The sequence below is a fragment of the Rossellomorea sp. ABR4_004 genome, from assembly GCF_056159585.1.
On the sequence record NZ_JBSWVM010000001.1, the window covers coordinates 806561 to 826359 of the forward strand.

Consider the following 19799-nt stretch of genomic DNA (forward strand, 5'->3'; position numbering starts at 1 on the left):
ATTTCTTGAAATGCTCCCAATTTCAAGAAAAAGCATGATTCTTAAAAGAACGGCAGTACAAATAATCCGATAATTATCGATACGGCCCCAATTCCGATTGCCCAGGCACCGAGCATTTCTGCTCCTCTTCTTCTTGCCACAAATCCAAGAACAATCCCTGCAGCCCCCATGATAACCGGGAGAATAAATAAGGAAAGAATGGATAGAGCTAGTGCAGAGTAACCCAATACACGACCTGATGTTGTCGTATCTTCGGCGGTATCCTCTTCAAAGTCGCGGCTTACACTCATTGGAGCAGCAATTTCTGCTGCTGTTTCTTCACGGTATTCTCTACTCACATCTGTTTCCGGATTGTCGTAATACACGTCGATATCTTGTAGATTTCGATCAACGCTGTTTAATTCGCGTCGTTCATCATTCATACAGCAATCCCTCACTTTCTGTGTTTGGGAGCCTTCTTATTGTGTGTCAATTCACTATATTTACTATGCTAATGTTTGTCATTTTTGTTAGCTTACTTTCACTTTTTAAACCATTCATTGCTTTTTGAAAACATCGTTTATCTACTGGTCAGAAATGTGATAAACTTGAAGGAGTTTTTATAAAGAGGAGCATGATAAAGAATGAAACGTTTTGGAATCGATATTGATGGGACAGTTACGTCACCTGAATCTTTACTGCCTCACATAAATGATTATTTTAAGTTGAATTTAACCTTACAAGACATCACTCAATACGAGCTGACTGAAGTTCTGAATATTTCACCTCAAACGTTCGGGAAATGGTTCAAGGAAGCGGAACCAACCATTTACAAAGAATCCCCCCTTGCTCCTGGCGCAAAGAAAATATTGGATCAATGGAAAGAAATACATGAGCTTTATTTCATAAGTGCAAGAAGATCCGATCTCATCCAATTAACCAAAGAATGGTTCAATACCCAGGACTTGATGTATCATCACATCGAATTAATCGGTTCACATGACAAAATTTCAACAGCAAAAAAACACGGTGTCGATATTTTCTTTGAGGATAAACATGATAATGCAGTAGCGATTTCTGAAGAACTATCGATTCCCGTTCTGTTATTTAACACACCTTACAATCAACAACCGATCCCTAATGGAGTCATTCGCGTAAATGACTGGCAGGAAGCGAACTCCTGGGTTCAAACCTGGCTTCAAAATGAATCATAAGAAAAAGCCTCTGATCGTAGGAGGCTTTTTCCATTACTTATTAAATAAATCTTTAAATTGTTCCACCCGTTTCCGATTCACTTTAAAATCATAATATCCGAGACGTGAACCCGACTTGATATGTAGAAGATGTGTACTTTCATCAATATAGAGTTCGAGATCATCCTTGAATTTCAACCATTTTGATGTGAAAACCGCATGCACATAATGTGACTTCTCTTCCTTGATCTCTACATGATCGAACTTGCTTAGGGTACTACGGATGCTCTCCTTCGTATCCTCTATGCTTCCACTGATGGGAAGTGGTGCTATCCGATGATATAATGTGAGATCAATTGTGCTCACACAGTTTTTTTTATTCGTCGGGCAGTGAGTAAAAGGCACTGTTTCCATGGCTGCATCTCCTCTCAGTTTCTTTCATATATAAATGCATTTTTTCCCTCTTTTTCCTTTACTTAAACTTTGGACGTTTCTGTAAAAGAAAAAAGAGACCCTAAAAAGGATCTCTCTACTGACATTGAGGGCATTTGCCGTAAATTTCGAATTTATGGCCGGATATATCATACCCTGTGTCCGTTAAATTTTCTTTTAATGCTTCCATTGGGCATGTGTGAATTTCTTTCGTTTTCCCACAATCCATACAAATGAAGTGATGATGATGGTGATGACTTTCGCATGTAAATCGAAAATGTCTTTCACCTGATAGCTCAGTCTCTTCCAAGATTTCAAGTTCAACAAACAAGCTCAAATTACGGTAGATTGTATCAAAACTGAGCCCCGGGTAATCAGCTTTCATATTTTCCAAAACATCCCTAGCCGTCAAATATTTGTTAGAACTGGAAAACAACTCTAATAATTGCTCGCGTTTTCCTGTATGCTTATAACCTTTTGATTTTAACAGGTCCATTGCTTCCGTAACATTCATTTTCTACACCTCAACTCTAGAAGAATGACTCGACGTTCTTATTTTTTTTATCACAATTGTAATGAGAAGGATTAAAATAGCCGTCATGACAATCGTACCACCTGGTGCAAGATTCAAATAGAAGGCACTGATCAATCCAACAATAACAGAGATTTCACCGAATAACAGTGAAAACCCTATCGTTTGTTTAAATCCATTGGCAATTCTTATACTTGCAGCAACCGGTAATGTCATAAGAGACGAAACGAGCAGGATCCCGACGATGCGCATGGAAGCGGCAATCACAAGTGCCACCATGACCATAAAGATAAAGTGGATCGCCTTAGCAGGGATACCTGACGCCTTTGCATGGTCTTCATCAAAGGATAGAAGAAACAATTCTTTATAAAGCAGGAAAATCACGGCTATGACAAGAACGCTGATTCCTCCAATCAGATACAAATCTCCTCTGCTGACTGCGCTGACACTTCCAAACAAATAACTAAATAAATCTGTATTAAAACCGTCTGCCAGCGAAATGAAGATGACCCCTATCCCGATTCCCCCTGATAGGATGATTGGTATCGCAAGCTCCTGATAATGCTTGTATAACATACGCAAACGTTCTATGAACAATGAGCCCATGACAGAGAATACCATTCCAAAGTAGAGTGGATTCAATCCCGAAAAAGCAGGCATTGTTTTACTTAAATACAGGCTCGCTGCAATACCTGACAGAGTGACGTGACTCAAGGCATCAGCAATTAAAGAAAGCCTCCTTACGACAATGAATGCTCCTAATAAGGGGGCGATGATTCCAATGAGAATCCCCGTTAGAAAAGCATTTTGTAGAAATTCATATTGAAAAATAGCTTGTAGCATTGTCTTCCCTCCAATCGATCATGAATGATGATGTTCATGTTCATGATTTAAAAAATGTACATCATGACCATAAAAAGAGGAAAGCTGATTTTCCTTTAGCTTCTCAAACTCTTCTGTTTTGCCATGGAAATGTAAATGTTTATTTAAACAAGCGACATGAGTCACTTTGTTCGAAATCGATCCTATATCATGAGTGACAAGAACGAGAGTTATCCCTAAATCTTTATTTAAGGTTTCTAACATATCATAGAAGTTTTGGACGTTTTGACTGTCCACACCAACTGTCGGTTCATCAAGGATCAGTACATCAGGCTGGCTGACGAGGGCCCGGGCAATGAACACCCTTTGCTGTTGTCCACCTGATAATTCTCCAATGTTACGTTTAGTAAATTGACTCATCCCAACCGATTCTATGGCACCGTAAACATCTTGTTTATATTTAGATGAAATCCTCTTGAACAAGCCAGCTTTTTTCGCTAACCCGCTCGCCACCACCTCATATACCGTGGCTGGAAAGCCTGTATTGAAGCTATTAGCCTTCTGGGAAACAAATCCAATGCGATCCCATTGTTTGAATTTATGCTGGGGGATCCCAAATAGCTCAATATTGCCTTGTTTTACTCGTAAAAGGCCAAGGACAAGCTTTAGTAATGTCGATTTTCCTGAACCATTAGGTCCGACGATCCCAAGGAATGCCCCTCTCGGAATACTTAGGTTTATATCTTCGAGCACTCTTTCCCGCTCATATCTGAAATTCACATCTTCTAATTTTATAATAGGATTTGTAGTATCCATTTTAATCATCTCTCTTTATAAGAATCATTACGATTTAAAAGTACATAGGGTAGTATACATGATGAGTGCACAATTGTAAATCATTCAGGCCCTAATACCATATAAAAGGACTGCTCAATTTGAGTGAGCAGTCCTTTATTTGTATGCTAAATCAATGAATCGCAGACTTAAATCGTGCACCCTTCGTTTCCTGTGTACTCATAATCGTAATGAAGGCATTGGGATCCACATCAGAAACGATGGATTTCAACTTTGTTACTTCAAGTCTGGTGACCACGACATAAATGACCTCTTTATCATTATCTGTGTATCCTCCACGACCCTTTAACATCGTTGTTCCCCTGCCAAGTCTCTTAAGTATTGCGTCGGATACATCAAGGTAATGGTCAGAAACAATGATAACTGCCTTCGTTTCATCCATTCCCTGAATCACCGTATCAATCGTTTTAAAGGCTATATAGTAGGTCATAACGGAATACATCGCTTCTTCAAGTCCGAAGACAAATGCTGCCCAGCCGAAAATGAAAATATTGATGAACATAACAAACTCCCCCACTGAAAACGGAAGCTTCTTCGTTAAAAGGATACCAAGGATTTCAGTTCCATCCAGAGATCCACCATGGCGTATCACCAGGCCGACCCCAACTCCAAGAGTCAATCCTCCGAAAACAGTGGCTAACACTTTCTCTGTTACAAACGGATCAATATGGTGTAAAAGGCTTTCGATACCTGCCAGTGCGATAATGGCAAACAAAGAAGAAACGACAAAGGTTTTCCCGATATGTTTATACCCGTAATACATGAAAGGGAGATTAAGGAGAACGAGCAGGGTTGCAAAGTTTACAAATGGAATGGTGTCTGAAACTAAATAATCCAATATCAGCGAAACACCAATAATTCCACCATCGATGATATTATTTGGAACAAGGAACAACTCAATGGATATAGCAGCTAAGGCTGCTCCGATCGTAATAAAGATCAATCGGTAAATAAAATGAAGGGGACTTTCTTTTTTATGCACTCTTTGGGTCATCGGCAATTCCTTTCCTTTCACTTTATTTTCTTATAAAAATGTCACTTTCTGATCACGAGTTACATATGTATCTTTTGAGGAGTGATAAACATGAAGCTATTACAAAACGTGATTAATCACAAAATCAACAATATCACAAATGAAGAATTATTAAAGTACGCCAATCAATATAACATTTCATTGACGTCCCAGCAGGCAACAAGCATCGTCGCTAGTGTTAAAGGAAAGAACATCAATATTTTTGATGACAAGAGACGCAGTAAATTGGTGAAGGACTTAGCCAGGATCATAGGTCCTTCCAAGGCAAAGGAAATCAACCAACTCTTTTTGCAGCTTATCAGATAGTAAAAGAAGAGGAGGCGTCCCTATTGATGAGAGATGACCTCCTCTATTACCTTTTTTATTGATTCAGTATTTTCGTTAATACATCTTCATCGAATGTTTGACTCTGAAGCATATCAATTTCGAACTTGTAAGGAGGTTTTTTATTTTTCTTATCTTCCCCTACATATGGTGTTTCCAGAATCTTAGGTACTTCTTTCAGCTGTGGATGGTGAACAATATAGTTCAGTGCTTTAAATCCGATATGTCCGAATCCTAGATTTTCATGGCGATCTTTACTGGCTCCACGTTCATTCTTACTATCGTTAATGTGCAGAACCTTTAAGCGATCAATCCCGACAATCTTATCGAATTCTTCCAAGACTCCATCGAAATCTTCCACAATATTATATCCTGCATCATGGGTGTGACAAGTATCGAAGCAAACAGAAAGGCGATCATTCAGTTCTACTCCATTGATGATCTGAGCTAATTCCTCAAAAGACCTTCCACATTCAGAACCCTTCCCTGCCATTGTTTCCAATGCAATTTGCACTTTATGATCTTTTGTTAACACTTCATTCAAACCTTCTATAATCTTATCGATTCCCTTATCTGCTCCTGCACCTACGTGAGCACCCGGGTGAAGCACAATCTGCCCCGCTCCCAGAGCTTCTGTGCGCTCTATTTCAGAACGGAGGAAATTGACACCTAATTCAAATGTAGCAGGGTTCGTGGTATTTCCTATGTTGATGATATAGGGAGCATGAACAACGATGTCCTCTATCCCATTTTCTTTCATGTGAGCGATTCCCGCTTCAATATTTAAGTCTTCGATTTTTTTTCTTCTCGTATTTTGAGGAGCACCAGTATAAATCATAAAAGTATTCGCTCCATAAGAAACGGCTTCTTCACTGGAGGCTAATAGCATTTTTTTACCACTCATTGAAACATGGGATCCAATCTTAACCATTCTTCTCAACTCCTAAGAAAATCTCTCTATATTGTATCGAATGTGTACAAATGAATCACGTTAAAACACTTATTTACTTCTGTTTTTCTTTCTTCTCTCACGTTTCTTGATTTGATCCATTTTGTATTTCATTTTCTTTTTATAGCCCGGCTTGACTGTTTTCGGTTTTCGAACCATTGATTTCGCTTTTTCATCAATCTCATCAACATTCGTTTTTTGACGGTTCTTACGTTTGTTCAGAGGTGGTAACTCAGACCATTCCCCTTTCTTAATGTCTTGATGAGCAAAGCTGATTCCGAGCTTCTCCAGACGATTCAATGCATCTTCATCCGAAGGTGTATAAATGGTATAGGCAATCCCTGTATTACCTGCACGCGCTGTACGGCCGGAACGGTGAACATAGAAATCGAGATCTTGTGGCAGCTCAAAGTTAATGATATGACTTACACCTTCAATGTCGATCCCTCTTGCTGCTAAATCAGTCGCTACGATGTACTGATAATCCAAGTTTCTCGTTTGCTTCATCATTTTCTTACGCTCACGTGGAGAAAGGTCACCGTGAATCCGTCCAACCTTTAATCCTTTAGCGATCAAAGCATCTGCCACTTCATCTGCTTTTTGTTTAGTATTGGTGAAAACGATACCTAAATATGGATTAATATCCACTAAAATATTGTATAATAGGTTAATTTTATCGCGACTCTTAAGAGGGACGATCACATGTTGGATATTCTTTGCAGATAGCTGTTCGGGCTCTACATGTGCATATTGTGGATTTTCCATATACTTTTTCAAGAATGGCTTCAGTTTCTCTGGAATCGTCGCAGAGAATACAAGCATTTGTAATTTTTCAGGCATCTTAGCTGCAATCTGATCCACGTCTTCAATGAATCCCATATCAAGCATCAGATCCGCTTCATCAATAACCAGTAAACTGGCAGTATGAACAAATAAGGCTTGATCTTTCACTAAATCATTGATCCGGCCGGGAGTCCCAACCACAATATGAGGCTGATGTTTTAATTTCTCAATCGTTCTCTGCTTGTCCGTTCCACCAATAAAGCAGCGGGAAACAATGTTGCTATCCTTCGTGATCTTTAGTATTTCTTGATAAATCTGTTGTGCAAGTTCACGGGTTGGAGCAGTAATCACTGCTTGTACCTGTTCAGAATCTGAATTCACCTTCTCAATGATCGGCAATAGATATGAATGTGTTTTTCCCGTTCCTGTCTGGGATTGACCAATCGCACTTTGCCCTTTTAAAATCAGTGGGATCATTTTCTTTTGAATTTCTGTTGGTTCGTAGAAACCCAGTTCTTCTACAGCTTCATTAATGAAAGACTGGAAACCGAATTGTAGAAATAAATTCTTTTTCATTCTTTACATCTCCTTTTATCAAAATATCCTTTTATTTACGCTGTCATCGGGATGGATGCAAAGTCGAACACATCAATCACCATAGATATATATAAAATTTACGGATCACTTTATCACCACGAGTGATTTTATCTTAACGTTAGCAAGCGTCATATTTAAAGAACATCTAACCATTATAATATTTTTTTGGCAAAACATCTAGTTCATACTTATTTTAATTTGAGATGATATTGTATGAATACCCTTTTTTCACCTATTGCATACTCTATACTGACGAGGAATTTATTCGAATGAAAGGAGGCTGTCATAATGCCGCCTAGAAGAATGAGGAATCAGGGCCAGGATATGCGAAATCCTTTCGGGATGAGACAGCAGCGGGGATTCAACGGGTTCGGAATGCAGCAGCCTAAAAGGAATGGCTTTGGACTGGGGCAGACGCAGGGGCAGACGCAGCCACCTCCGTTTCAGTTTGGAGGACAACGCCAAAATCAAGGATTCAATATGGGGATGAACCAGAGAGGAAAAAGCCGGGGTACAGGTAAAGGTGGTTTATTGTCTAAGCTTCTTAAAAAGGGGGATAACCAGAATACAGGCGGAGGATTATTACAACAATTTTCCAGAGGGGATTCACCTTCCAACACGACTGGCTTTGAACGATCTCCACAGGCAGCCGGCGGAATCCTCCAGAGCTTATTGAACCCCGGTAATGTGAATTCCTTTTTATCCAATACACAGCAAATGCTCCAGACCGCTCAACAACTGGGGCCGATGTTCCAACAATATGGACCTATGGTGAAAAATATCCCGTCACTATGGAAGTTATATCGTGGATTCAAAGATATGTCTGCCGATGATGCGTCCGACGACGGGAAAAACGAAGACAAGAAAGAGGATATCGACATCCCTGAAGTTGAATCCACCGTTAAGAGAAAAAAGAAAAAGAAACCATCAGTAGAAAATTCAGAGAAAAGTGAAGATCCTGATGATAACCAGGCACCATCACAGTCTAAATCAGGATCAAAGCCCAAACTGTATATTTAAGACCGGGATCCCTAAAGGTACTGAATCACCTATTTAGGGATTTTTTTAACGCCCAATCAAAGGCATTTCGATAAGGAAAGGATCACATTATTATCGTTCTCTTTGTCAGGAGGACTGTTCTCCTTTATAATGAAGACAAAACCTTTTCTCATGTAGGAGGATATTCATAGATGGAAATTATTAAGATTACTCCGAGAGGCTATTGTTACGGTGTTGTAGATGCAATGGTCATTGCAAGAAACGCTGCATTAGACAAATCGCTTCCTCGTCCAATTTATATTTTAGGCATGATCGTTCACAACAAGCACGTGACTGACGCATTCGAAGAAGACGGGATCATTACCCTGGATGGCAGCAACAGAAAAGAAATCATCGAGCAAGTTAACGAAGGAACTGTTATCTTCACCGCTCATGGAGTCTCTCCTGAAGTGAAAGAAATAGCCAAACAAAAAGGACTTGTCACACTTGACGCAACGTGTCCCGATGTAACGAAAACACATGATCTGATTCGCGCTAAAGAAGCGGAAGGTTACGACGTGATCTATATCGGTAAAAAAGGACATCCAGAGCCTGAAGGAGCTGTCGGGGTTGCACCCGATATCGTGCATCTCGTGGAAACAGCTGAAGATGTAGAAAAACTTTCTATTGAAAACGAAAAAATCATTGTGACAAACCAAACGACCATGAGTCAATGGGATGTATTGGATACGATGGATAAAGTGAAGGAAATGTATCCTCACGTTGAACTGCATAAAGAAATATGCCTGGCTACCCAGGTTCGTCAGGAAGCAGTTGCTGAACAAGCTGGTGATGCAGATGTTCTCATCGTCGTAGGAGATCCTAAGAGTAATAACTCCAACCGCCTTGCTCAGGTATCAAAGGATATCGCAGGTACTCCTGCACATCGCATTTCAGACATTAGTGAATTGGATATAGAATGGATAAAAGATGCGGGCGTCGTTGCTGTAACAGCCGGTGCATCCACACCTACTCCAATCGTAAAAGAAGTCATTAAATTCCTTGAAGCTTTTAATCCAAATGATGAATCCACTTGGACAAGAGAGCGTAATGTTCCATTAAATAAGATTCTCCCTAAGGTACGAAAAGCTAAATTGGGAACAAAATAAGTGAAAGGCCCCTTAGAATTTCTAAGGGGCCTTCATCTTTACATATAAGTAAATGGGTTGGTTTCAGCTTTTGACGCGAATATATTGACGATATACCCTTTTTCCGAGGATTTTTTCGCTAAATAACTGGCCACTCCATCCTTCATGACCTTTTCGATGTGATGACCTGCATCTACGACATTCAGACCCATCATCATGGCGTCGTGGGCGGTATGGTAATAGATATCTCCTGAGACGAATACATCCGCCCCCTGTCTTTTCGCTTTTCCGATAAACTTATTTCCATCTCCGCCAAGCACCGCTACTTTCTTCACTTTTGCTTCCCCATCACCGATGACTCTGATTCCGTCCATACCAAATGTTTCTTTTACAACTAAAGCAAATTCCTTAAGACTCATCTCATTTTGTAGGTGTCCGATTCTACCTAAGCCTAAAGCGGGTGATCCGTTTTTAAGGGAATAGATATCATAGGCAACTTCTTCATAAGGATGATGGGTAAACATGGCTTTCAACACTTTTTTCTCTGAAGAAACAGGGTAAACCGTCTCCACTTTTTCTTCTGCTACTTCCTCAAGGGTGCCTTGCTTCCCGATATGAGGGTTCGTGCCCTCCTCAGGAAGGAATCTCCCCTTTCCTTCAGTCGAAAAGCTGCAATGTGAATAGTTTCCGATATGTCCTGCTCCCGCATTACCGAGGGCAGTCCGGAGTTCCATTGCATTTTCTGTTGGCACATAAACGACCAATTTACGGAGCTCCTCATGGTGGGTAGGGACGAGTACAGACGTATCCTGCAAATGTAACATGTCGGACAGAAGGTCATTCACTCCCCCTGTCGCCACATCAAGATTCGTGTGAGCCGCATACACCGCAATATCATGCTTGATTAACTTCTCGATCATCCGTCCCTGATACGTATCCGTTTGCAGTGACTTTAGTGGACGAAAAAGCGGTGGGTGGTGTGCAATGATTAATTTCACATTGTTTTTGATTGCTTCATCCACCACATTCTCCAATACATCCAAGGTGATCATCACATTTTCAACCTTTTCGTTCAACTTACCAATTTGAAGACCAATGGGATCCCCATCTTCTGCTAAATGTTTTGGTGAAAATTGCTCAAACAGCTGAATGATCTCATGGCCGTTTACTGTTTTCATAGGATCAGAACCTCCTCCACCATTTTTATTTTTTGAATGAGTTCCCGTTTTCGTTCTTCCAACGCATCCGTTTTTTCTGCTTTTTCCATGTTATTCAATATATTCTTCCATTGATGAAGCTCCTGATTCCATTTTTTCAAAAATGCATCGTTACGCTCCTTCATCAAAAATGGACCGAGCAGCAACTCTTTTTCAAGCTCACCAGAGTAGTGACGTCTCGGCTTTCCTTTTTCCGCCACTAGAATTTCATACACCTTATCATCTTCTTCAAGAATTTCTTCCCCTATTAAGTCCCATTCATTATCCATAAGCCACGTCCGGATGGACCTTGCACTCACATTGGGCTGAAGAATTAACCTGGGTTGATTGGTTAGCTTTGCTTTACCCGCCTCCAGGATAGAGGCAATCAATGTCCCCCCCATTCCGGCGATCGTAATACAATCCACTTCACCTGGAGAAATCACTTCCAGCCCATTCCCTAATCTTACTTCGACCTTTTGAGTTAATTTGGCATCTTCCACTTGTTTCTTGGCAGAAAGATATGGCCCTTTCACTACTTCTCCTGCGATGGCAGAGGATGCAATGCCTTTATTGACAGCGTAGCACGGTAAGTATGCATGATCCGAACCGATATCAGCGATTTTCGATTGCTTGGGTATGTATGAAACAACTGTTTCTAGTCGTTTTGATAACTGTTGAATATTCATTCGTTCACCTTTAATCATTTTTATTGGGTAAATCATATACGATAATCATTCTAACCAACTTTACACAATAAAAAAAGTCCTTTGCCCAAAAGACAAAGAACCTTTTTCAATCATTGATTATTTAAGTGATTTAATCCAGTCTGCCATAGCATCCAGATTTCCTTCTTCTACTAGACCAGCCGGCATCATACCTTTACCGTTTTTGATCGTTTCTTTAATCTCGTCTTTAGATAGCTTTGTTCCTTTTAGAGCAGGACCGGCGCCACCTTCATAGTTTCCACCATGACAAGATACGCAAGACTCTTTGTACTTAGCTTCCGGATCGAATTCTCCGCTTGAAGCCTGTTCGCCTTCTTTACCTTCCATTTCTCCGTGACCTTCTTCTTTTGCTTTTTCATCAGCGTTATTAAGGCCTTCTAAAGATAAGAAGAAAACAAGACCAATTCCAAGAGCCATGATAAGTACGAATGGAATAATTGGATTACGATTCATGATTTTAACCTCCTTTATGTACAACATCCAAAAATAGTGCTCTTTTCAACACTTTATATTTTACTGTAAAAAACGACAAAGTAAAAGTACTATCAATTAACTTTTCCATCTTTCTCACAAATTAGACACATTTCGTGTGAAAAAAGGAAAGTTTTCAGTAAAAGAAGGAGAGCCCTACTGCCCCAAGAACGGACCAATAGAGCTCCTGATTGCTATTATGATGTTTTCACCTTATTGACATCCTATCAGCCTTGAAATGACCATTCTCTGAACTTCTGAGGTCCCTTCACCGATTTCAAGGAGCTTGGCATCCCGTAGATATCTTTCCACGTGATATTCTTTCATGTAACCGTATCCACCATGAATCTGAATGGCTTCATCCGCTACTTCCATACTGATTTCCGAAGCGTAAAGCTTACACATGGATGCTTCCTTCGAAAATGGTCTACCTTGATCTTTCAGCCACGCTGCCTTATGAACCATATTCCTTGCCAGTTCGATCTTCATTGCCATGTCAGCAAGCTTAAATTGCGTGACTTGAAACTGTGATAAGGTTTTGCCAAATTGCTTTCTTTCCTTGGAATACTGCAGTGCTTTATCAAAAGCAGCCTGAGCCACACCAACAGCCATAGCACCGATTCCAATCCTTCCACCGTCCAGGGTGACAAGGAACTGCTTGAAACCTTCTCCTTGCTTTCCTAACAGGTTTTCTTTAGGTACTTCCACATCTTCAAGAACCAACTCAGTCGTGTTTGATGAATGAAGGCCCATTTTTTCATAATTATCGATTACCGTAAATCCTTTTGCTTTAGTCGGAACGATAATCGCACTAATTTCTTTGTTCCCATTGTTTCTACCAGTAATCGCTGTTAAAGCGAGATGATTCGCATAGCTTGCATTGGTAATATAGCATTTATTACCGTTAATGACCCATTTATCCCCTTTATCTTCTGCAGTGGTTTGGGTGCCGCCTGCATCGGAACCTGCATTAGGTTCTGTCAGGCCGAAAGCACCAAATGATTCCCCTGTACAGATCGGCGTTAAGTATTCCTGCTTTTGTTCATGAGATCCAAATAAGTTAATGGGTGCTCCACCGAGAGAAATATGAGCAGAGTACGTAATACCTGTCGATGCACATGCTCTGCTAAGCTCTTCGGTTACAATTGCGAAACTGACCGTGTCGGCGCCTGCCCCTCCATATTCCTCGGGAAACGGAAGACCCATCATCCCCAGATCAGAAAGCTTCTTGAAAATTTCTTTAGGAAACTCCTTAGTGCGGTCCCGATCCAATGCACCGGGAGCCACTTCTTCCTCAGCAAATTCCCTGATTGTCTTTTTAATCATTGTTTGTTCTTGTGTTAAGTCGAAATTCATCCTTATCCCCCTTGTCTAACTTTGATGACTGAAAGCCCTAACTCCATTTCCATAATAGCGCTTTCAAACATAATCACTGCACTCTATGAATGCGCTCTCATTCTTATTATAAAAGGGAATAGTGAATTTTCTCAACTTTAAAAAACTTTTAAATTTTCAGAAGTTATAGTGATATAAAAATAATTAGTAGAACTCCCCCTGCCATACCGGAAAGGGAAAGATAACCCAGCTTCCATTTCAAACCTGCACTTATCCATAGGAAACAGTTCAGAAATAGGGTTATGTACATTCCGACAGAACTCCTGCCGAATAACTCTTCTGTTATTTCTATGGAGGACAGAAGAAGTATACAAGCGGCAGTCATATACAAGAGCAAAGGAGAAAATTGTTTTTTAGTATAATAAATTCCTGTCGCTACTAATAATCCGACAAAACTTGCCAAAATCGTTGTTTGCAAAACGATTGACAATTCAGTAAAATAAATGACAAATAATGAAATCAATATCGCACAAATAGAATTTAAGAAGTCTTTGAGCAATATCTTCTTTTTGGCAGTCTTATGAGTACTGTGTTCCATACCATCTCCTTCGGTATATAATGCAAGGAGATAGTCACAATAGTGCTCTGGCAGCATATTAGCTTGCTTCCAAAGTTGTATTTCATTCACAATCAATTCTTTTCTTGATTTTTTTACTCTTTTCACAGTTGTTGTCACACCTTTAACTCTTAAATCTTTTAGCTACATTCGTCAAAGGTGTTGAAAAACCCTTTATTTAGAGCAAAAAAAACCACCTCTATACAATAGAGGCAGTAAATAGGGTTTCTATTCTAAAAAGTCCTTTAATCGTTTGCTTCTGCTTGGATGACGCAGTTTTCTTAAAGCTTTTGCTTCAATTTGACGAATACGTTCCCTTGTTACACCGAAGACTTTCCCTACTTCTTCTAGTGTGCGGGTTCTTCCATCGTCCAGACCAAAGCGTAATCGAAGAACATTTTCTTCACGATCTGTTAAAGTATCCAGAACATCTTCAAGCTGTTCTTTTAATAGTTCGTAGGCAGCATGTTCTGATGGAGATTGAGCTTCTGCATCTTCAATGAAATCACCAAGATGAGAATCGTCTTCTTCACCAATTGGCGTTTCAAGGGATACAGGCTCTTGAGCGATCTTAAGGATTTCCCGAACCTTTTCAGGTGTCAGATCCATTTCTTCTGCTATTTCTTCCGGTGCCGGTTCACGCCCTAGATCTTGCAATAACTGCCTTTGTACACGAATAAGCTTGTTAATGGTTTCCACCATATGAACCGGGATACGAATCGTTCTGGCCTGGTCAGCGATCGCACGGGTAATGGCTTGACGAATCCACCAGGTTGCATACGTACTGAATTTGTACCCTTTACGGTAATCGAACTTTTCTACCGCTTTAATCAGACCCATATTTCCTTCTTGGATAAGATCTAGGAATAGCATACCTCGACCAACGTAACGCTTGGCAATACTTACAACAAGTCGCAGGTTCGCTTCAGCAAGACGTCGCTTAGCTTCCTCATCGCCTTCTTCAATCCTCTTGGCGAGATTAATCTCTTCCTCTGCAGATAAGAGATCAACTCTTCCAATTTCCTTCAGATACATACGGACAGGATCATTTATTTTAACTCCTGGAGGAACGCTTAAATCATTCAGATTGAATTCTTCTTCCTCTTCTTTCTCTAACTCTGTAGCACCCGGATCATCATCTTCGTCATTTTCATTGATAATTTCTACACCTTGTTCACCTAAGTGTTCGTAGAATTCATCCATTTGATCGGAATCTAACTCAAACCCTGATAATTTATCAGCAATATCTTCGTATGTGAGGACTCCTCTTTTCTTACCTTGGTTAACTAAAAATTCTTTCACCTGATCAACTGTTAATTCTGATGCTATTTGTTTGGAACGCGCTGACTTTTCAGCCATTTGTTCCCCTCCTTCCAACTTCCTTACAAAACTTTATAGAGACTTACGCAGCTGTAAGATTTCCATTGCTATTTGTGCTTCTTTTCGGTAATCCTTTAGTCGTTCTGCTTCTTTTCTTTCCACTTCTTTTTCTTTTATTCTCAACATCTTTTGATGTTTTAACACCTGATTGACATAATCTACTAATTCCTGGTCCGTACTTTCTTCGCTTATTGACATCATTTCAATGTCCGTTACGATCCTTCTTAACCTCTCATCGGGAAGATACCCGATAAAGGCACTGGCACTTGGAGGCAGACCTTCTTCATAATAACCCAATAAATAAGTAATAATAGCCTGATGTTCATCAATATTAAGGTTAGTACCTGCAAGCCACTCCTGAATCTTATAAGCGATGTTCGGGTCCTTAAGCATATAGGCAATCAATCTTCTCTCAGCCGTTTGATAAGCGGGTAATAGTTTTGACTGAGTCTTCCTCGAGAAATTGCCTTGCATACCTACCTGTTTAGGCGGTTTGGAATTCCGTTTGTCAGGGCCTTCCAGTTCAAAGAGCTGCTGTTGAAGAGCATCAAGAGATAATTGGAACTCATCTGCTAAATACCTTAAATAATAATCCTTTTCAACCGCTTTACTCAGTTGGGTAATTTCCTTAAGTATGTCTTCTATATACTTAAGGCGATCTCCTTCATCATTTAAGTTTTTATTCAGCTTATAGTACCGAAGTTTAAATGCCATGAACGTTAAGCTTGCCCCTATTACATCTTGTTGAAACTTTGTTGGACCATATTTTGAAATGTAGTCATCAGGGTCTAATTGTTCCGGTATTGTTGCGACACGAATGTTCAGCTGATGATTGTGCAGAAGATTTCCAGCACGGAATGCGGCTTCCACTCCAGCAGAATCACCGTCATAACATATGATCACGGAATCAGTCAGGCGTTTAAGCAGTCCGATTTGCTGCTCTGTTAATGATGTACCCATAGTGGCTACGCCATTTTCCACCTCTGCTTCACTGGCTGATATGACGTCGGCAAATCCTTCAAACAGAATGGCCTGCTGTTTTCTTCTAATCATTGAACGTGCGCCGTGATAGTTATAAAGAATGCTGCTTTTGTTAAAAATTTTCGTTTCAGGACTGTTTAAGTACTTCGGTTCATCATTCACATCGATGCTTCTTCCTGAAAAAGCGACCGTATTCCCTTTCGTATCAACTATAGGGAACATGATTCTTCCCCTGAAGCGATCCAAGAAGGAATTGTCTCTTTCCCTTCTAACGAGTAAACCCGCCGCTTCCATCAGTTCCAGGGAATAGCCTCTCTTCTGAAGAAACTTAACCGTGAAATCCCAGCTTGGAAGCGACCATCCAATCTGAAATTTAGTAATGCTTTCAGTCGTAAACCCCCGAGCCAATAAATATTCGAGAGCTTCCTGACCTTCTTTTGTATTTAGAAGGAGATGATGGTAAAATTTACTTAATAATCCATGAGCTTCCATCATTTGTTTTTCATCTTCTTGAGGGGGAAGCTCCCTTTCAGACGAAGATGTCTGTATGGAGATTTCTTCTCCTACTTTAGATCCAAGCTTTTGCGCTGCTTCCAGGAAGCTTAAACCATCAACATCCATTAGAAACGTAAACGCATTTCCCCCGGCCCCACATCCGAAACAGTGAAATATTTGTTTGTCAGGGGAAACAGAAAAAGATGGAGTATTCTCTCCATGAAACGGACACAAACCGAAATAATTGCGTCCCTGCTTTTTCAGTTGTACATAATCACTGACGACATCTACGATATCGGTTGACGATAATATTTTATTTAACTTATCTTCAGGGATTCTTTCAGACACGATTTATCACCTGTTTTTATTTACCCTCTTAATCCATTCTGTACTTATTCCGATTCTCCTGCAATTTCCGACAAGATTTTATCGAAGCGAATACAAAAAGTTTCTCTGTCTTCATTTGTAAAAGGTTTAGGACCTTTCCCATAGTTGCCTCTACGGCGTTCTTTTGCTGCAACGTATCGATAATCGAGTGCCGTGACTATACTCTCTTCCCTGTAGGCTTTTCCCCTGGGAGAGATGGCATAAACTTTTTTGGGTAAAACCAATGACGCCAATCCAATATCCTGGGTAACCAGTACGTCATGTGATTTAACATGGTTCATGATGTATAAGTCCGCCGCTTCTTTGGAACTATCGACATATACCCATCTACCTTGATCAGGTGTGTTCTTTCTATGGGCATGAGAAGCAACAAAAACAACTTCAAAGCCATATCCTCTGGTAATTTTAATGATTTCCTGTTTTACCGGGCAAGCATCTGCATCTACATATACGGTAGACTTATGTTCGCTAATACTAACTATTCTACATCACTCCGTATTATCCTTCTCTGTTTATGAATATTCCTAGAGAATTGATAAAAATTGTCGAATTTTAATTAAGACGAGACTTGACATATCACAATAATTAGTTTATTCCTTAAGAGTTTAGTCTAAACCTATTTTAAATATTTTTATCACAATTTTTTATTATAGTATAATCGGACAAGTTTGACCACTATAAAAACTCAATTTATAAAACCTTTGATTGTTTCCTTTTGGATCCACCAAAAAAGAATGATCCTTTCCCTTTCAGTTCAGGGAGAGGATCATTCTTTTTTACAAGTTAATTGCTTGAGTGCTGGTATATATTCGTAATGACATTGGCTGTTTCTTCTACAGCTTTATTCGTTACGTCAATCACATGGCAACCGATGCGATTCGTTATTTTCTCGAAATATTTCAGCTCATCTTCAATGCGTTGGATGTTTGCATAGCTCGCCTGATCATTCAACCCTAATGACTTTAATCTTTCCCGGCGAATCGTATTCAACTTCTCAGGACTAATCTTTAATCCGAAGCACTTCTTCGGAGAAACCATAAATAATTCCTCTGGTGGATCGACTTCAGGTACTAGTGGTACATTGGCAACCTTAATTCTCTTCAGGGCAAGATATTGTGATAACGGCGTCTTTGAAGTTCTGGAGACACCTACAAGTACAATATCCGCTCTAAGGATGCCGCGGGGGTCTCGGCCATCATCGTACTTGACGGCAAACTCTATCGCTTCCACTTTCTTGAAATAATCATCATCCAGCTTTCTTACCGTTCCCGGTTCGAACAACGGTTCCTTTTGGTAAGCTGATTGATATTTATCCATTAATGGACCGATAATATCAAATGCATACAATTCTTCTCTTTCAGCTTCTTTTTTAATATAAGCACGCATATCCGGCTTTACGAGAGTGTACACGATCAGGCCCTGGTTTAATTTCGCCAGGGAAATCACTTCATCGATATGCTCTAAGTCCTCTACATACGGAAAGCGCTTAATGACCGTATTGGAACCATTGAATTGGCTAATTGCCGCTTTTGTGACTAGTTCAGCAGTTTCACCCACCGAGTCGGATACAACATAGATGATCGGTTCTTTCACGATCGTTCACCACCTTCTAATATTCATCTGCTAACGCTACAAATGCTTTCGTGATATTGGTTTTTGTAATTCTGCCTATGACCTCTAAATCGCCTTTCTCTGTTTTCTTAATCACCGGTACAGAGTCGATTTGCTTATGAATCAAGTCCTTGGCCACACCTATTAGCTGGTCATCCTTTTCACAGACCGTGATATTAGGCATTCTCGTCATAATGATATTCACCGGCAAGGTACTTAGTTCCTGCTTCCCGATGCTCGCCCTTAATAGATCCTTACGGGACAGAACGCCAACTAAGTACGTATTGGCATCCACTACAAACAATGTTCCTACGTCCTCAAGGAACATTGTAACAATGGCATCATACACAGAAACATTTTCGTTCACCACTACAGGAATCGATTGATAATCTTTAACATATATTTTGTTAAGGTTTTCTGTCAACAGCTGCGTTCCAGTTTTCCCTGTATAGAAATATCCCACTCTGGGACGGGCATCGAGGTAACCCGCCATGGTTAGAATGGCTAGATCAGGTCTGAGAGTCGCCCTGGTCAAGTTTAATTGATCCGCGATTTGTTCACCAGTGATAGGTCCGTTGTCTTTAACTATTTGTAAGATGTGTTCTTGACGCTTATTAAGTTCGATTGTTACTCACCACCTAACGGACAAACGATTTATGTTATACTTTATATGAAATATTATATACTATTTAAAGAAAATGAAAAGAGCATATTATCATTCAATTGTGTCAACACTATATTTTAAATTTCACCTAACACAGATTATCTTTTTTTGATACAAACTTCAAATCTTTTCCCTTCTACTGATCAGTAGTTGTTTTTATTTCTTTATCATGATAAAATGTCTTCATCTTATATTCAATCATGCTATGACGGATCAATAAGTACTTGCTGCATTCAAGCGACCAGGGACGGTGAAAGCCTGGAAAGCAGGGAAACGGCAATCCCGAGCTATTTTACATTTAAAAGTGGGT

At 40.0% G+C, this 19799-nt stretch carries 22 protein-coding genes; 4 read left to right on the forward strand and 18 right to left on the reverse strand.

The window, feature by feature from the left end; genetic code table 11:
* Window positions 1-41 precede the first annotated feature (41 nt).
* Complete coding sequence (locus ACXAF2_RS04465; protein WP_475137544.1) at window positions 42-422, reverse strand: DUF4190 domain-containing protein; 381 nt, start codon at window positions 420-422, stop codon at window positions 42-44.
* Between the two features lie 201 nt (window positions 423-623).
* Here ACXAF2_RS04465 and ACXAF2_RS04470 point away from each other — a divergent pair, with 201 nt between their 5' ends.
* Window positions 624-1193 (forward strand): hypothetical protein, encoded by a 570-nt coding sequence (locus ACXAF2_RS04470; protein ID WP_475137545.1) that lies wholly within the window; start codon window positions 624-626, stop codon window positions 1191-1193.
* Between the two features lie 33 nt (window positions 1194-1226).
* Here the strand turns inward: ACXAF2_RS04470 and ACXAF2_RS04475 are convergent, their stop codons facing one another.
* The 5 genes from ACXAF2_RS04475 to ACXAF2_RS04495 form a co-directional block, all read right to left on the reverse strand.
* Window positions 1227-1586 (reverse strand): DUF1499 domain-containing protein, encoded by a 360-nt coding sequence (locus ACXAF2_RS04475; RefSeq protein ID WP_475137546.1) that lies wholly within the window; start codon window positions 1584-1586, stop codon window positions 1227-1229.
* Window positions 1587-1701: 115 nt separating this feature from the next.
* A complete protein-coding gene (locus ACXAF2_RS04480; protein WP_044339634.1) occupies window positions 1702-2118 on the reverse strand; it encodes a Fur family transcriptional regulator in 417 nt (138 codons plus the stop codon).
* A gap of 3 nt (window positions 2119-2121) precedes the next feature.
* Window positions 2122-2979 carry a metal ABC transporter permease gene (locus tag ACXAF2_RS04485; RefSeq protein WP_475137547.1) on the reverse strand — a complete coding sequence of 286 codons (858 nt, stop codon included), beginning with the start codon at window positions 2977-2979 and terminating at the stop codon, window positions 2122-2124.
* Between the two features lie 18 nt (window positions 2980-2997).
* Window positions 2998-3774: a metal ABC transporter ATP-binding protein gene (locus ACXAF2_RS04490; RefSeq protein WP_475137548.1), complete on the reverse strand. Its 777-nt coding sequence runs from the start codon at window positions 3772-3774 to the stop codon at window positions 2998-3000.
* A gap of 151 nt (window positions 3775-3925) precedes the next feature.
* A complete protein-coding gene (locus ACXAF2_RS04495; protein WP_148995741.1) occupies window positions 3926-4807 on the reverse strand; it encodes a YitT family protein in 882 nt (293 codons plus the stop codon).
* A 90-nt stretch (window positions 4808-4897) separates the two neighbouring features.
* Here ACXAF2_RS04495 and ACXAF2_RS04500 point away from each other — a divergent pair, with 90 nt between their 5' ends.
* Window positions 4898-5152 carry a DUF2624 domain-containing protein gene (locus tag ACXAF2_RS04500; protein WP_475137549.1) on the forward strand — a complete coding sequence of 85 codons (255 nt, stop codon included), beginning with the start codon at window positions 4898-4900 and terminating at the stop codon, window positions 5150-5152.
* A gap of 55 nt (window positions 5153-5207) precedes the next feature.
* Here ACXAF2_RS04500 and ACXAF2_RS04505 read toward each other — a convergent pair whose 3' ends face one another.
* Both ACXAF2_RS04505 and ACXAF2_RS04510 read right to left on the reverse strand, forming a co-directional pair.
* Complete coding sequence (locus tag ACXAF2_RS04505) at window positions 5208-6101, reverse strand: deoxyribonuclease IV (protein WP_475137550.1); 894 nt, start codon at window positions 6099-6101, stop codon at window positions 5208-5210.
* A gap of 69 nt (window positions 6102-6170) precedes the next feature.
* Window positions 6171-7478 carry a DEAD/DEAH box helicase gene (locus tag ACXAF2_RS04510; protein WP_475137551.1) on the reverse strand — a complete coding sequence of 436 codons (1308 nt, stop codon included), beginning with the start codon at window positions 7476-7478 and terminating at the stop codon, window positions 6171-6173.
* A 309-nt stretch (window positions 7479-7787) separates the two neighbouring features.
* Here ACXAF2_RS04510 and vrrA point away from each other — a divergent pair, with 309 nt between their 5' ends.
* Complete coding sequence (vrrA, locus tag ACXAF2_RS04515; RefSeq protein ID WP_475137552.1) at window positions 7788-8519, forward strand: VrrA/YqfQ family protein; 732 nt, start codon at window positions 7788-7790, stop codon at window positions 8517-8519.
* Between the two features lie 170 nt (window positions 8520-8689).
* Window positions 8690-9646, forward strand: a complete 957-nt coding sequence (locus tag ACXAF2_RS04520; RefSeq protein ID WP_475137553.1) for a 4-hydroxy-3-methylbut-2-enyl diphosphate reductase — start codon at window positions 8690-8692, stop codon at window positions 9644-9646.
* A gap of 38 nt (window positions 9647-9684) precedes the next feature.
* Here ACXAF2_RS04520 and ACXAF2_RS04525 read toward each other — a convergent pair whose 3' ends face one another.
* The 10 genes from ACXAF2_RS04525 to ccpN all read right to left on the reverse strand — a co-directional run bounded on the left by ACXAF2_RS04525 (window position 9685) and on the right by ccpN (window position 19450).
* Entirely contained in the window at window positions 9685-10803 is a 1119-nt protein-coding gene (locus ACXAF2_RS04525) for a Nif3-like dinuclear metal center hexameric protein (RefSeq protein WP_475137554.1), read from the reverse strand.
* A complete protein-coding gene (locus ACXAF2_RS04530) occupies window positions 10800-11510 on the reverse strand; it encodes a tRNA (adenine(22)-N(1))-methyltransferase (protein ID WP_475137555.1) in 711 nt (236 codons plus the stop codon). Before ACXAF2_RS04530 ends, ACXAF2_RS04525 begins: the two co-directional genes overlap by 4 nt.
* Window positions 11511-11627: 117 nt before the next feature.
* Window positions 11628-12002 (reverse strand): cytochrome c550, encoded by a 375-nt coding sequence (cccA, locus tag ACXAF2_RS04535; protein WP_148969708.1) that lies wholly within the window; start codon window positions 12000-12002, stop codon window positions 11628-11630.
* A 231-nt stretch (window positions 12003-12233) separates the two neighbouring features.
* Window positions 12234-13376, reverse strand: coding sequence for an acyl-CoA dehydrogenase (locus ACXAF2_RS04540; RefSeq protein ID WP_148995746.1), 1143 nt, complete (start codon window positions 13374-13376; stop codon window positions 12234-12236).
* Between the two features lie 163 nt (window positions 13377-13539).
* Window positions 13540-14091 (reverse strand): hypothetical protein, encoded by a 552-nt coding sequence (locus ACXAF2_RS04545; RefSeq protein WP_475137556.1) that lies wholly within the window; start codon window positions 14089-14091, stop codon window positions 13540-13542.
* A gap of 108 nt (window positions 14092-14199) precedes the next feature.
* Window positions 14200-15330, reverse strand: a complete 1131-nt coding sequence (gene rpoD, locus ACXAF2_RS04550; RefSeq protein WP_148969711.1) for an RNA polymerase sigma factor RpoD — start codon at window positions 15328-15330, stop codon at window positions 14200-14202.
* A 33-nt stretch (window positions 15331-15363) separates the two neighbouring features.
* Window positions 15364-17175, reverse strand: coding sequence for a DNA primase (dnaG, locus tag ACXAF2_RS04555; protein ID WP_475137557.1), 1812 nt, complete (start codon window positions 17173-17175; stop codon window positions 15364-15366).
* 44 nt (window positions 17176-17219) lie between these two features.
* Complete coding sequence (locus ACXAF2_RS04560) at window positions 17220-17687, reverse strand: YaiI/YqxD family protein (RefSeq protein WP_475139106.1); 468 nt, start codon at window positions 17685-17687, stop codon at window positions 17220-17222.
* 310 nt (window positions 17688-17997) lie between these two features.
* Window positions 17998-18810, reverse strand: coding sequence for a pyruvate, water dikinase regulatory protein (locus tag ACXAF2_RS04565; protein ID WP_113970612.1), 813 nt, complete (start codon window positions 18808-18810; stop codon window positions 17998-18000).
* Window positions 18811-18823: 13 nt separating this feature from the next.
* On the reverse strand, window positions 18824-19450 hold the full coding sequence (gene ccpN / locus ACXAF2_RS04570) for a transcriptional regulator CcpN (RefSeq protein ID WP_044339617.1): 627 nt from the start codon (window positions 19448-19450) through the stop codon (window positions 18824-18826).
* Window positions 19451-19799: the final 349 nt, after the last annotated feature.

Coding starts and splice junctions, on each gene's coding strand:
- ACXAF2_RS04525 (WP_475137554.1), bottom strand. CDS start 10,803: ATGAAAACAGTAAACGGCCATGAGATCATTCAGCTGTTTGAGCAATTT.
- ACXAF2_RS04470 (WP_475137545.1), top strand. CDS start 624: ATGAAACGTTTTGGAATCGATATTGATGGGACAGTTACGTCACCTGAA.
- ACXAF2_RS04495 (WP_148995741.1), bottom strand. CDS start 4,807: ATGACCCAAAGAGTGCATAAAAAAGAAAGTCCCCTTCATTTTATTTAC.
- ACXAF2_RS04485 (WP_475137547.1), bottom strand. CDS start 2,979: ATGCTACAAGCTATTTTTCAATATGAATTTCTACAAAATGCTTTTCTA.
- ACXAF2_RS04540 (WP_148995746.1), bottom strand. CDS start 13,376: ATGAATTTCGACTTAACACAAGAACAAACAATGATTAAAAAGACAATC.
- ACXAF2_RS04500 (WP_475137549.1), top strand. CDS start 4,898: ATGAAGCTATTACAAAACGTGATTAATCACAAAATCAACAATATCACA.
- ACXAF2_RS04505 (WP_475137550.1), bottom strand. CDS start 6,101: ATGGTTAAGATTGGATCCCATGTTTCAATGAGTGGTAAAAAAATGCTA.
- rpoD (WP_148969711.1), bottom strand. CDS start 15,330: ATGGCTGAAAAGTCAGCGCGTTCCAAACAAATAGCATCAGAATTAACA.
- ACXAF2_RS04465 (WP_475137544.1), bottom strand. CDS start 422: ATGAATGATGAACGACGCGAATTAAACAGCGTTGATCGAAATCTACAA.
- ACXAF2_RS04520 (WP_475137553.1), top strand. CDS start 8,690: ATGGAAATTATTAAGATTACTCCGAGAGGCTATTGTTACGGTGTTGTA.
- ACXAF2_RS04510 (WP_475137551.1), bottom strand. CDS start 7,478: ATGAAAAAGAATTTATTTCTACAATTCGGTTTCCAGTCTTTCATTAAT.
- ACXAF2_RS04480 (WP_044339634.1), bottom strand. CDS start 2,118: ATGAATGTTACGGAAGCAATGGACCTGTTAAAATCAAAAGGTTATAAG.
- cccA (WP_148969708.1), bottom strand. CDS start 12,002: ATGAATCGTAATCCAATTATTCCATTCGTACTTATCATGGCTCTTGGA.
- ACXAF2_RS04530 (WP_475137555.1), bottom strand. CDS start 11,510: ATGAATATTCAACAGTTATCAAAACGACTAGAAACAGTTGTTTCATAC.
- vrrA (WP_475137552.1), top strand. CDS start 7,788: ATGCCGCCTAGAAGAATGAGGAATCAGGGCCAGGATATGCGAAATCCT.
- ACXAF2_RS04475 (WP_475137546.1), bottom strand. CDS start 1,586: ATGGAAACAGTGCCTTTTACTCACTGCCCGACGAATAAAAAAAACTGT.
- ACXAF2_RS04490 (WP_475137548.1), bottom strand. CDS start 3,774: ATGGATACTACAAATCCTATTATAAAATTAGAAGATGTGAATTTCAGA.